Genomic DNA, 12,953 nt, shown 5'->3' on the forward strand with positions numbered 1-12,953 from the left:
GCGGCCGATTGTTCGGCCGCATTTTTATGCGGATGAGGTCAGATGGCTCTGCCAGGCGGCGCGATAAGACGTAAGGCCCGGCATATCCCCCGCTGTGAAATGTCGCTCGCGACCGGCAACCGGCTTTATCCCGGTGAGGAGCGCGGCACCCGCACTGGTTCCCGTAGACCCCTCCATAGCAATGACGTCGGTTGCGGCGAAAGCGGCGAGTGCCTTCAAATACAGCGTGTTTCCGGCGAAAGGCCCCTCAACGACAACCGGCCCTCTCCGCTCAACGAGCGAAAGGCAGAGCTCCGTCATCAGGGCGAGATAGAGTGAGGCAGCCGCATGTCGCTCCGCCCCTGTTGCATCGCTATCCGCGATCCAGCGTGATGCGCTTTCCGGAAAAGGGCCGGAGCCGCGGACGACGCTCGGCAGCAACATCATCCCTTTCTCGACAACGCCACTGAGCGTGGCTTCGATTTCGTGGGGCGTCGCAGCTCCGAATTGCTGCGCCAGCATCTCATATTCCCTGCCGCCCATGAAGCGGGAGGAGGGAACGGGTCGCCCGAGAGCATCGACATTCAAAAGCGTGTCGCGGGCGGGATCCAGTGCATCCGCCTTGCCGCCAATGGCGAAATTCACCACCCAGGTGCCGGTGGAGACGACGGAAAAATCGCCCTCCCGGCGCAATAGATGCGGCAGGAGCGACGCGTTGGAATCGTGGATGCCGCAATAGACTGGCATATCGGGTGAGAGCCCGGTTTCCTGCGCCAGTGATGGGCGGATAGTACCCAGCACGTCGAAAGCGGAGCGGACAGGTGCCATCAGGTGCTCGATGCCAAGACGCCCGACCAGCGACGAGAAGCTTTTCCGGCGCGGGTTCCACAGGTCAGTATGGCACCCGAGCGATGTCGTTTCGGTTGCCTGCACCCCAGTCAGCCGGCCCGCCCAATATTGCGGATAGGTGACGATGCTGCGCACCTCGGCGAAATCGTCTGGAAAGTTGGTTTTCTGAAAGTGGATCTGCGCACCGAGGTTCAGTCCCGCGGGAAGTTGCGGTGAGCCGGTTTCGGCAAAATCGGGCCTGATGCCGCGATAGGCCTGCTGAACCGGTTCGGGGTAGCTATGCTCGTAATCGAGCACCGGCATGGCGAGGTCGCCGGTTCCATCGAGAAGCGCTGCCGAAGCGCCATGGGTGGTGATGGAAATCGCATCGAAACCCGGCTCGCGGCCAAACCGTTGAAGAGCGGCAAGAATGAAGTTCCAGAGCATCTCCACATCGTAATGCGGGTAGGGGCCATCGCGAAGAACCGGGTTCGTCCGCTTCTCTGCAGCAATCTCCTCGCCGCTGCCGGTGTCGATGACGACCACCTTGGCATTGGTCTTGCCGATATCGATGACCGCGACGCGGCCCGGTTTGATTCTGTCGCTCATGTCAGATGGAACACCGTCACCAGGTCTTTTGCGACGGGCGAGTTGTCGGGATTGCTCTCCATGATATCAGCCATATGCGCCCACCATTTTTTCATCACGGGATGTTCAGGCAAAGCCGCCATGCCATGGACCTTCGGCCGGGTCAGCACGCCGAAAAGAATGTTGGTTTCCGGGTCGAGATGGATGGAGTAGTCGCTCACACCCGCCTCGTGCAGCAGCGCCACCAGCTCCGGCCATATCTCGTCATGGCGCTTTTTGTATTCGGCCTCCTTGCCGGCGAAGAGCTTCATCTTGAAGGCGTGTTTTTCGAGTTCCGGCATGGCTCAGCCTCTCATGGCCCGAAGGCGGCGAACGACGATGGGGATGGCGATGGTAATGATCAGCAGCAGGCCGACGAAAATCGACATGACGATGCCGGGCACATTCAGAAGCCCCAGACCGAAAGTGACGAGACCCATGACGAAGGCAGCGATGACGACGCCCGCAATGGTGCCGGAGCCGCCGAGGATAGACACGCCACCCAGCACCACCATGGTCACCACCTCAAGCTCCCAGCCCTGCGCGATTGACGGGCGGGTGGAGCCGAGCCGCGAGGTGAGGCAGACGGCGGCGATGCCGCTCATCAGGCCGGTGAGCAGGAAGAGGATGAACTTCACGCGCTCGACGGGAATGCCGGAAAAGCGGGCGGCGAAGGGGTTTGTGCCGATGACATAGACCTGCCGGCCGAAATTGGTGGCGTGCAGCAGAATGGCGAAGAGGACGGCCATGATGACGAACAGCACGAATTCGAAGGAGATCACCCAGAACACGTAGCCCTGGCCGAAATAGGCGAAATCCGCCGGATATTTGCCATAGGCCTGATCCCCCAGCACCATATAGGAAATACCGCGAAACAGGCTCATCGTGCCGATGGTGACGACGATGGAGGGTAGTTTCAGCCCCGCGACCAGAAATCCGTTGAAGGCGCCGCAGAAAAGCCCGGTGCCGATGCCGATGGCGACGAGGCCTGATGTGCCGACCCCCATCTGCACCGCCGCACCCATGGCGGTGGAGGCGAGCGCAATGATGGCGGCAACCGACAGGTCGATTTCACCGGCAATGATCAGAAGCGCCATGGCAAAGGCGATGATCGCCTTTTCGGTGAAGTTGAAGGTCGCGTCGGAGAGATTCCAGGCATTGAGGAAATAGGGCGAGGCGAGCGAATTGGCGATGAAGATGAGGATCGCGACCCCAAGCAGCAATACTTCCCAGCTGGCCATGATACGGCTGAGCGGCGTGCCGAGTTTGTCGGGAATGACGCGCGGTGCCTGTGATGGTTGGGAATTCGTGCTCATGCGGATGCTTCCTTGCCATGGTCTGCCGCGGCCCGGTCACGCAGGATGATACGGCCTTTTCTGGCTTCAGCGCGGGCGTTGAAGACAACGGCGAGCACGATGACCACGCCTGATATCGCCATCTGCGCGAAGGGAGAGATGCCGATGACGGGAAGCGCGTTCTTGATGACGCCGAGGAACAGCGCGCCAAGCACCGCACCGGCCACCGAGCCAATGCCGCCGGCAATCGAAATGCCGCCGATCACATTGGCCGCGACGCTGTCCAGCTCGAAACCGGCGGCGATGTCCACATAGGCAACGGCGTAACGCGACACCCAGAGATAGCTGGCGAGACCGGCCAGCGCGCCTGAGAGCACGAAGGCGAAGAAGCGCGTGCGGCCGACATCGATGCCCGCATAGACTGCGGCACCCGGATTGCCGCCGGAGGCATAAGCGGAGCGGCCGAAGGAGCTGCGGGTCAGCACCAGCCAGGCTCCCGCGATGATGAGAATGGCGACCCAGGACAGAACAGGCATGCCGAGGATCATCGTGCGCGGCACATTGAGGAAGGTCGGCGAAAACTGATGCGCATTCACCCAGCCGCCGCCCGAGAGCACGAAAGCCATGCCGCGATAGATGGTGAGCGTGCCGAGCGTTACGACAATGGGCGGAATGCCGAGCCACCAGACGAGGATGCCGTTGAGCGAGCCGAGAAACGCGCCGATGCCGACCGCCATGACGATGAGCAGCGGCAGCGGGACACCCGGAAAGGCGGCATTGGTCATCGCCACCGCCATGCCGGTAAAGGCGAGGTTGGCGGCGACGGAGAGGTCGATGGATTTGGTGAGAATGACCGCCATCTGGCCTAGCGCCAGGATGATGAGGATGGACGTGTCATTGAAGATATTGACGAGATTGCCGGGCCGGGCGAAGCCGGGCGCGCGCAGGGCAAAGCCCGCAATCATGATGATGATGATACCCGCCAGCAGCCATTCGCGATTTTTGAGTAGACGTTGCATGTTTTGCCCCTCTCAGGCATTGCCGGTGGCAGCGCGCACCAGCTTTTCCGGAGAAAATTCGGCGCGTTCGAACTGGCCCGCCATCAGGCCTTCGCGCATGACGATGGCGCGGTCGGACATGCCGAGGATTTCGGGAAGTTCGGATGAAATCATGATGATCGACAGGCCCTCTGCCGCAAGCTCGCTGATGAAACCATGCACGGCGGCCTTGGAGCCGATATCGATGCCCTTGGTCGGCTCGTCGAGAATGATGACCTTCGGCTTTGTGGCCAGCCATTTACCGATCACCACCTTTTGCTGATTGCCGCCCGAAAGCGTGCCAACGGGCACCGAAAGCGCGGCAGCGCGCAGATCGAGCCGCGCGGCATATTTGCGCGCCAGCGCGAATTCATTGGCGGCAGCGAGAAACCCCTTGCGCGACGTGCGGGTGAGCGAGGGCAGCGACATGTTCTGATAGATCGGCATATCGAGTGCCAGCCCGTGGCGGCCACGCTCTTCCGGCACGTATACGATGCCGGCGCGGATCGCATCTTCCGGTGAGCGGATGGTGAGCGGCTGGCCATCCAGCGTCACCCCTCCCGAAGCCGGGCGGGTGATGCCGAACAGCGACTGGCAGAGTTCGGAGCGCCCGGCGCCGATCAGCCCGTAAAGACCGAGAATTTCACCCTTGCGCAGCTCGAGGGAAATGTCGCGGAATTCGGTCTGGTGTGAATAATCACGCACCGAAAGGACGGTTGGACCAAGGGTGACCGCCTGCTTCGGGAAGGCATTCGTCACGTCGCGGCCAACCATCAGCCGCACGATTTCATCTTGCGGGGTGGTGGCAAGCGTGCCGGCGCCAACCATTCTTCCGTCACGGAACACGGCATAATTCTCGGCGATTTCATAGACCTCATCGAACTTGTGGCTGATGAAGAGGATCGCCTTGCCCTGCCGCTTGAGGTTCTCGACGATGCGGAAGAGATCGTCGATCTCCTTGCGGGAAAGCGCGGCTGTCGGTTCGTCCATGATGACGATGCGCGCCTCGACCGACAACGCGCGGGCGATGGCCACCAGATGGCGCTGGGCGATCGAAAGATCTTTCAACCGGATGGTAGGATCGATGGTGCTTTCGAGCTGTTCCAGCAGAATTTTGGCCCGCTCGTTGATGGTCTTCCAGTCGATCAGGCCGAAACGACCTTTTGGCGCATGACCGAGGAAAATGTTTTCGCCGACCGAAAGCTCGTCGAACAGCACGGTTTCCTGATGAATGGCGGTGACACCGGCATCGATGGCATCTTGCGCACCGTGAAAGGTCACAGCTTTGCCATCCAGCAGGATTTCGCCCTCATTAGGGCGATAGATACCCGTGAGAATCTTGACCAGCGTGGATTTGCCCGCGCCGTTCTCACCGATCAGCGCGGCGACCTTGCCGGGGTAGAGCGCGATATCGACGCCATCAAGCGCTTTCACGCCGGGGAATATCTGGCTGATGCCGCGCATTTCCAGAATGGGCATGGCGCTGGAAGCCTGTGAGATGTTTATGGTTTGGGTTTCAGCACGCATCATTCCGTCTTACCGGTCAGTTTTGAGTGAAGTGATCGGGGCCACCCCCCTCTGCCCTGCCGGGCATCTCCCCCACAAGGAGGGAGATCGGCCAGAAGAAACGCTCGCTCACTCGCAACGTTAGAGATGGCCGAGAGGCCGCCGCATATCGATCTCCACCCTTGTGGGGGAGATGCCCGGCAGGGCAGAGGGGGGTAGCCTCCGCACCGCCGGATATTATCAAGATCAGAAAATCTTCGAGAACTGATCGATATTCTTCGCGTCGTAGATAAACGGATCGGCCATGGCCGCTTCGCTGTTTTCAACAACCTTGATCTTGCCCATGCGGCCTGCCTCGATTTCCGAGCCCGGCTTGCCATCGGCTTCGCCCTTCACAAGGCGATAGGCGATCTGGGTGGCGGAATAGCCGAGGTCGATCGGGTTCCAGATGGCGAATTCCTTGGTCGCGCCCGACTTGATGGCGCCGGCCATTTCAGACGGCAGGCCAAGGCCCGTCACGAAGACCTGGCCGATCTTGCCCGCATCCTTCACGGCCTGCGAAGCGGCGAGAACGCCAACCGTCGTCGGTGCGACAATGACCTTGACGTTCGGCTGCGAGGAGAGAAGGCCCTGCGCTTCGCGGTAGCTCTTGTCGGCCAGGTCGTCACCGTAAACCGTGGTGACGAGGTTGAGGCCGGGGAAGTCCTTCAGCTGCTTCTTCATCTCGCCGATCCAGACATTCTGGTTCGTGGAGGTGGTGGTGGCGGAAAGAATGGCGAAGTCGCCCTTGCCGCCGTCCAGATGGGCTGCCGCGAGCTGCAGGCACATCTTGCCGATCAGCGCGTTGGAGGACGGGTTAAGCTGAAGAATACGGCCTTCAGGTGCGACGCCGGAATCCCAGGAAATGACCTTGATGCCGCGCTGGGCGGCCTTCTTGAGCGCCGGAACAACGGCGTCCGGGTCGTTGGCGGAAATGGCGATGGCATCGACGCCCTGTGCGATCAGCGAATTGATGACTTCGATCTGGCCTTCCGCCGTGGTGCTGGTCGGGCCGGTATAGATGATCTCGACACCGCCGAGGTCCTTGGCAGCTTCCTGCGCGCCCTTGTTGGCGGCTTCGAAAAAGCCGTTGCCGAGCGATTTGACGACCAGTGCGATCTTGACGTCCGCAGCCTCGGCAATGCTGCCAAGTCCTGCGACAGAAAGAGCAGCGCTGAGTGCCAAGACGCTGGTCAATGTTCTGCGTGTAAGTTTCATGTCCCTTTTCCTCCCGTTTTGAACCTTGTTTTTCCCTCCAGCGCTCCTCAAGCGACTGAAGAAGAATTCTCCTCATCCGGCGGACCGGCGGTTTTTCCCGCCGCCACCGCGCCGGCGATCAGCAATTCCACGCCGGCATTTTCCACCATCCTTGCCGCTTCGTCCGAAATCCCGTCATCGGTAATGATGGTCGTGACGTTTTCGAGCGGGCATAAAATCAGGCTGGATCGTTTTCTGAATTTCGAGGAATCGACCATGACGATCAGCTCCTCGGCCTGCCGCATCAGCTTCTGTTCGCTCTGGATGACCAGTGCGTCGGATTCCATGATGCCAAGCGCGCCCACGCCCTGCGCCCCGAGAAAAATCCGTCGCGCATAAAAATTGCGGATCGCGTCGTTTTCGAAAGGCGACAGGATAAGGCTCTGATCGCGATAGATCGCGCCGCCCGGCACATTGACGTTGCATTTGGAATGTTTGACCAGATGTTCGGCGATGGCGAAAGAATTGGTCATCACCTGCAGCCGTCGCGCCGCCATGTAATGCACCATCTGGAATGTCGTCGTGCCGCCATTCAGGATGATCGCGTCACCATCATTGCAGAGATCAACCGCCTTGCGCGCAATTGCGCGTTTCTTGTCGATATTGACCGATTCGGAGACGCGGAACGGGCGGGCTGCGAGATTGCCGAGCTGCGGCGGATGAACCGCTTCCGCTCCGCCGCGCACGCGCCGCAACTTTCCCTGAACATGCAAAGACGCAATATCCCTGCGGATCGTCGCTTCGGACGCATCCGTCAGTTCGGCAATATCCTGCACCGTCACGACAGCTTTTTCCTGCGTGGCGCTCAAGATGATGCGATGGCGTTCGCGTTCGTGCATGGGGTCCTCCTGATTGTGATTATTCGCAATCTCTTTACGTTGTCAATCAAGAACGATCAAATTAATCAATATCGCGCTGCAACATGAAAATTTATGATCGTTTTTGATTGACATTCTGCTTTTGGATGCGCGATACCTGCCATCAAAGGAGGCGGGCCGAGATCGGCTCCGCGAATACAGACAGATATTGGGAGGAAGACATGACGGGAACATCCCGCCTTCTCGAAAGCCGTTGGGACGACGCTTACGCACAGGCGCTCGATGAGCCCGGCAAGCTGCTTTATCGCTCCAATCTGCTGGGTGCCGACAAGCGCATCACCAATTACGGCGGCGGCAACACATCTGCAAAGGTGCTCGAGACTGACCCGCTAACTGGCGAAAAGGTCCGGGTGATGTGGGTGAAGGGCTCCGGCGGCGATGTCGGCACCATCAAGCTCGATGGCTTTGCCACCCTTTATCTCGAAAAGCTGGAAGCGCTGAAGGGCATCTACAAGGGTGTTGAAGATGAGGACCGCATGGTCGGCTTTTTGCCGCACTGCACCTTCAACCTTAACCCGCGCGCGGCCTCCATCGATACGCCGCTGCATGGTTTCGTGCCTTTCGATCATGTTGACCACATGCATCCGGACGCGATCATCGCGATTGCCGCCTCGAAAAACTCCAAAGAACTGACACAGCAAATCTTTGGCGATGACATCGGCTGGCTGCCCTGGCGTCGTCCGGGTTTCCAGCTGGGTCTCGATCTGGAGGCTTTCGTCAAGGCCAATCCGAAGGCCAAGGGCGTGGTGCTGGAAAGCCACGGCCTGTTCACCTGGGATAACGACGCCAAGGCATGTTACGAACTGACGCTCGCCATCATCAACAAGGCGATCGAATGGTTTGCGGCTGAGACCGAAGGCAAGACGGTCTTCGGCGGTGCCGTGGCCAAAAGCCTGCCGGTGGCCGAACGCCGCGCCATCGCCGCCCGGCTGATGCCGGAAATTCGTGGCCGCATCGGCCGCGAGGAGCGCAAGCTCGGTCATTTCGACGATCAGGACGCGGTTCTGGAATTCGTCAATTCGAAGGACCTGAAGCCGCTTGGGAGCCTCGGCACATCCTGCCCGGACCATTTTCTGCGCACCAAAATCCGGCCTCTGATTCTCGATCTCGATACCGCGAAACCCGATGTGGACGCGCTGACGGCGGGTCTGGACAAAGCGCTTGAGGCTTACCGCGCCGACTACAGCCGCTATTACGAAGCCTGCCGCCACGATAACTCGCCGAAGATGCGCGATCCAAACCCGGTGATTTTCCTGATCCCTGGCGTTGGCATGTTGTCCTTTGCCAAGGATAAGGCGACGGCCCGCATCGCTGGCGAGTTTTATGTCAACGCCATCAACGTCATGCGTGGTGCATCCACCGTGTCCGAATATCAGGGCCTGCCTGAGCAGGAAGCCTTCGATATCGAATATTGGCTGTTGGAAGAAGCAAAGCTGCAGCGCATGCCGAAGCCAAAAAGCCTTGCCGGCCGTGTTGCCTTTGTCACCGGCGGTGCCGGCGGCATCGGCCGGGCAACGGCGGAACGGCTGGCGGGTGAGGGCGCTTGCGTTGTGCTGGCGGATATTGACGAGGCGGCGCTGGAAGCTGCCAAGGGCGATTTCGTCAAGCGTTACAGCGGCGATGCCGTGCGCACCGTCAAGCTTGATGTAACGCAGGAAGATGCGGTCATTTCCGCCTTCACGGAAGCGAGCGTGGAATTCGGCGGCGTGGATATTCTGGTCTCCAATGCCGGCATCGCTTCCTCCGCGCCGGTGGAAGAGACGACGCTTGCCATGTGGAACAAGAATATCGACATTCTCGCCACGGGCTATTTCCTCGTGTCACGAGAAGCATTCCGGCTTCTGCGGCGCCAGAATCTCGGCGGTAACGTCGTGTTTGTCGCCTCCAAGAACGGCCTTGCTTCTTCGCCCAATGCATCGGCCTATTGCACGGCCAAGGCTGCGGAAATTCATCTTGCCCGTTGCCTTGCGCTCGAAGGGGCGGAGGCCGGTATTCGCGTGAACACCGTCAATCCCGATGCCGTGCTGCGCGGTTCGAAAATCTGGAATGGCGAATGGCGTGAGCAGCGTGCGGCGTCGTCCAAGATCGAGGTGACCGATCTGGAGGAACATTACCGCAAGCGTTCGATGCTCAAGCTCAACGTGTTTCCGGAAGACATCGCCGAGGCGATCTACTTCCTGGCATCCGATGCTTCGGCCAAGTCGACCGGCAACATCATCAATGTCGATGCCGGTAATGCGCAGAGTTTTACGCGATAATTGGGGACGGTGACAGGCGGGTGCACCGCCGTGATGACCGGGGAGGAAGAGATGACCGAGACGAAAATCGCCGCCGATGTGATCGCGGCTGAAAACGAAAAGCGCGCCGGCGCACAGAAAGACGATTATCAGGCGCTGGGCAACCAGCTGGCGCGCCGCAACATCGACATTGACGCCGTTACGGCCAAGGTGGCGGAATTTTTCGTCGCGGTGCCGTCCTGGGGCGTCGGCACAGGCGGCACGCGTTTTGCCCGCTTTCCGGGCGCGGGTGAGCCACGCGGCATTTTCGACAAGCTGGATGATTGCGCTGTCATCAACCAGCTGACGCGCGCCACCCCCAATGTCTCCCTGCATATTCCGTGGGACAGGCAAGATCCGAAGCGGCTGAAGGCCCATGCCGATGCGCTGGGTCTCGGTTTCGACGCCATGAATTCCAACACCTTTTCGGATGCGCCCGGCCAGAACCATTCCTACAAATACGGCTCGCTCAGCCACACTGATGCCGCCACGCGCCAGCAGGCTGTTGAGCACAATATCGAATGTATCGAGATCGGCAACGCCATCGGTTCGAAGGCGCTGACGGTGTGGGTGGGTGACGGTTCCAATTTCCCCGGCCAGAGCAATTTCACCAGAAGCTTCGAGCGTTATCTCGCCGGCATGGCCGATATCTACAAGGCGTTGCCGGATGACTGGCGCATCTTTTCCGAACACAAGATGTATGAGCCGGCCTTCTATTCCACCGTCGTGCAGGACTGGGGGACCAATTACCTCATTGCCAACACGCTCGGTGAAAAGGCCTTCTGCCTCGTCGATCTCGGCCATCATGCGCCCAACACCAATATCGAGATGATCGTCGCCCGGCTCATCCAGTTCGGCAAGCTCGGCGGTTTCCACTTCAATGACAGCAAATATGGCGATGACGATCTGGATGCAGGCTCGATCGAGCCCTACCGCCTGTTCCTCGTTTTCAACGAGCTGGTTGATGCCGAATATCGCGGCGTGAAGGGTTTCCATCCCGCCCATATGATCGATCAGTCGCATAATGTGACCGACCCGATTGAAAGCCTGATCTCCAGCGCCAATGAAATCCGCCGCGCCTATGCGCAGGCGCTGCTGGTGGATCGCGCCGCTCTCGATGGCTATCAGCAGGATAATGACGCTCTGATGGCGTCAGATATGCTGAAGCGGGCTTATCGTACCGATGTGGAGGCGATTCTAGCGCAGGCCCGGCAATTGGCTGGGGGCGCGATTGATCCCATTGCGACTTACCGGGCGAGCGGTTATCGAAAGCGTGTGGCGGCGGAACGCCCGGCTTCGGTTGGCGGTAGCGGCGGTATTGTGTAGGGTCGATGTTTTTTTGGGGAGACACCCCTCATACCCGTCACCCCGGACTTGATCCGGGGTCCAGTGCGATCAAGTCCTTGATCGCGTAAGAGTCTTTCACGGCGCAGACGCGCCGTGGCTGGATGCCGGATCAAGTCCGGCATGACGGAAATAGAGTTTCACTTCCCCGAAGGCGATTGCCGGCGCACCTGAAACGTATGCTCCGGCCCCGGAAACGCACCGGAGCGCACCTCATCTGCATAAGCCGCGGCCGCTTGCGAAGCCGCCGTGCCGAGATCGGCATATCGTTTGACGAATTTCGGTTTGAAGTCTGAAAACAGGCCGAGCATGTCGTCGGAAACCAGCACCTGCCCGTCGCAGGCCGGCGATGCGCCGATGCCGATAGTGGGGACGGAGAGTTTTTCCGCCAATTCGCGGGCAAGCGGCTCGACGGTGCCTTCCACGACGATGGCGAAAGCGCCGGCCTGATCGACCGTAATTGCATCGCGCCAGATTTTTTGCGTTTCCGCATCCGAATGGCCGAGCGAGCGGAAGCCGCCGGCGGTGTGGACCAGTTGCGGCATCAGCCCGACATGGCCGAAGACGGGAATGCCGCGCGCGACCAGAAAGGCAATGGTTTCGGCCATTTCTTCGCCACCTTCCAGCTTCACGCCATCACAGCCGGTCTCCTGCATCACCCGCACGGCGTTGCGGAATGCCTGTTCCCTGGATTCCTGATAGGTGCCGAAGGGAAGATCGACGATGACGCAGGCACGTTCGACGCCGCGCATGACGGCGCGGCCATGGGCGATCATCATATCCAGCGTCACACCAACAGTCGTATCCATGCCGTAAAGCACCATGCCGAGGGAATCCCCCACGAGCAAAAGGTCGCAATGCGGATCGAGCAGCCGGGCAATCGGTGTCGTATAGGCGGTGAGGCAGACGATGCGCGCCTCGCCCTTCATCTGCCGGATGGAAGCTGTCGTCAGCCGCTTTTGTTTTGCATGGGCGCTCATCGGGCGGACTCCTGTTTCGCGGGTTTTTCACGGCCGATGACGCGGTTCTCGAGAAGCCGCGTGCTGCCAAAGCGCACGAACAGTGCGACCAGCACAGGCCCGGCCTGCAGGGAGGCAACGGGTGCCAGCGTATCGGGATCGCGCACCGCAACGACCTCGGGTGAAGCCAGCGGCTCGGCTGCGATGAACTTTTCTATCGCCGCTTCAAAGGCTGCCGGGTCATCGACGCCTTCAGCATAAAGCCGTTCCGCCTCGTCCAGTGCGCGCGGCACGATCACGGCGGCAGCGCGTTGCTCGGGGCTTAGATAGACATTACGCGAGGAGCAGGCGAGCCCGTCGGCCTCGCGCACCGTGGCGACGGGAACGACTCGCACTGGCTGAGCAAGGTCATCGACCATGCGGCGGATCAGCGTCACCTGCTGATAATCCTTTTCGCCGAAATAGGCCGCGTCCGGCTGGACGAGGTTAAAAAGCTTGGTCACGACGGTGGTAACGCCGGCAAAATGCCCCGGCCGCACCGCGCCTTCCAGCTGGCTGCCCAGTTCAGGCACATCCACCACCGTCTGCATCGGGCGCGGATACATCTCCGTAACGTCAGGAGCGAACAGAATATCGACGCCGGCTTCCTGCAAAAGCGCGCTGTCACGGGCAAGATCGCGCGGGTAGCGCGCCAGATCCTCATTCGCGCCGAATTGCAGAGGATTGACGAAGATGGAAACCACCGTCGCGTCGTTTTCCGTTTTGGCTCTGGCAACCAATGTCAGATGGCCGATATGCAGAAAACCCATGGTCGGCACGAAGCCGATGGTTTTGCCGGCGCGGCGAAAGGCAGCGATCGCATCCCGCAATTCGGCGACGGTTTTTACAAGGCGCATGGGGTCTCCTCCGGCTGCCCGATCACCATCCG

11 protein-coding genes are annotated in these 12,953 nt (G+C 60.2%); 2 read left to right on the top strand and 9 right to left on the bottom strand.

The features are described 5' to 3' along the window. Nucleotides 1–24 precede the first annotated feature (24 nt). The 7 genes from NYR50_RS21410 to NYR50_RS21440 form a co-directional block, all read right to left on the bottom strand. Complete coding sequence (locus tag NYR50_RS21410) at nt 25–1,416, bottom strand: FGGY-family carbohydrate kinase (protein ID WP_174009981.1); 1,392 nt, start codon at nt 1,414–1,416, stop codon at nt 25–27. Next, a complete protein-coding gene (gene rhaM, locus NYR50_RS21415; RefSeq protein ID WP_174009980.1) occupies nt 1,413–1,736 on the bottom strand; it encodes an L-rhamnose mutarotase in 324 nt (107 codons plus the stop codon). Before rhaM ends, NYR50_RS21410 begins: the two co-directional genes overlap by 4 nt. 3 nt (nt 1,737–1,739) lie before the next feature. After that, nucleotides 1,740–2,750, bottom strand: a complete 1,011-nt coding sequence (locus NYR50_RS21420; protein ID WP_092771539.1) for an ABC transporter permease — start codon at nt 2,748–2,750, stop codon at nt 1,740–1,742. Continuing rightward, a complete protein-coding gene (locus tag NYR50_RS21425) occupies nt 2,747–3,748 on the bottom strand; it encodes an ABC transporter permease (protein ID WP_092771537.1) in 1,002 nt (333 codons plus the stop codon). The genes NYR50_RS21420 and NYR50_RS21425 overlap by 4 nt, the downstream gene beginning before the upstream one ends. 12 nt (nt 3,749–3,760) lie before the next feature. Beyond that, nucleotides 3,761–5,296, bottom strand: a complete 1,536-nt coding sequence (locus NYR50_RS21430; RefSeq protein WP_174009979.1) for a sugar ABC transporter ATP-binding protein — start codon at nt 5,294–5,296, stop codon at nt 3,761–3,763. Between the two features lie 222 nt (nt 5,297–5,518). Continuing rightward, nucleotides 5,519–6,529 (bottom strand): rhamnose ABC transporter substrate-binding protein, encoded by a 1,011-nt coding sequence (rhaS, locus tag NYR50_RS21435; protein WP_418138032.1) that lies wholly within the window; start codon nt 6,527–6,529, stop codon nt 5,519–5,521. Nucleotides 6,530–6,576: 47 nt separating this feature from the next. Continuing rightward, the gene (locus NYR50_RS21440; protein ID WP_010973082.1) at nt 6,577–7,407 is read right to left on the bottom strand and encodes a DeoR/GlpR family DNA-binding transcription regulator; all 831 of its coding nucleotides are present in this window, start codon (nt 7,405–7,407) and stop codon (nt 6,577–6,579) included. A 200-nt stretch (nt 7,408–7,607) separates the two neighbouring features. Between NYR50_RS21440 and NYR50_RS21445 the strand changes: the two genes are divergently transcribed. Together NYR50_RS21445 and rhaI are read left to right on the top strand one after the other, a co-directional pair. Continuing rightward, nucleotides 7,608–9,704: a bifunctional rhamnulose-1-phosphate aldolase/short-chain dehydrogenase gene (locus NYR50_RS21445; protein ID WP_174009977.1), complete on the top strand. Its 2,097-nt coding sequence runs from the start codon at nt 7,608–7,610 to the stop codon at nt 9,702–9,704. A gap of 51 nt (nt 9,705–9,755) precedes the next feature. Then, entirely contained in the window at nt 9,756–11,048 is a 1,293-nt protein-coding gene (rhaI, locus tag NYR50_RS21450) for an L-rhamnose catabolism isomerase (RefSeq protein ID WP_174009976.1), read from the top strand. Between the two features lie 158 nt (nt 11,049–11,206). Here the strand turns inward: rhaI and panB are convergent, their stop codons facing one another. After that, nucleotides 11,207–12,046, bottom strand: coding sequence for a 3-methyl-2-oxobutanoate hydroxymethyltransferase (gene panB, locus NYR50_RS21455; protein WP_418138033.1), 840 nt, complete (start codon nt 12,044–12,046; stop codon nt 11,207–11,209). Beyond that, a complete protein-coding gene (gene panC / locus NYR50_RS21460; RefSeq protein WP_418138034.1) occupies nt 12,043–12,921 on the bottom strand; it encodes a pantoate--beta-alanine ligase in 879 nt (292 codons plus the stop codon). Before panC ends, panB begins: the two co-directional genes overlap by 4 nt. Between the last annotated feature and the right edge of the window lie 32 nt (nt 12,922–12,953).

Source organism: Agrobacterium sp. El2ro-1b (genome assembly GCF_048298475.1).
GTDB classification, from domain to species: domain Bacteria; phylum Pseudomonadota; class Alphaproteobacteria; order Rhizobiales; family Rhizobiaceae; genus Agrobacterium; species Agrobacterium fabrum.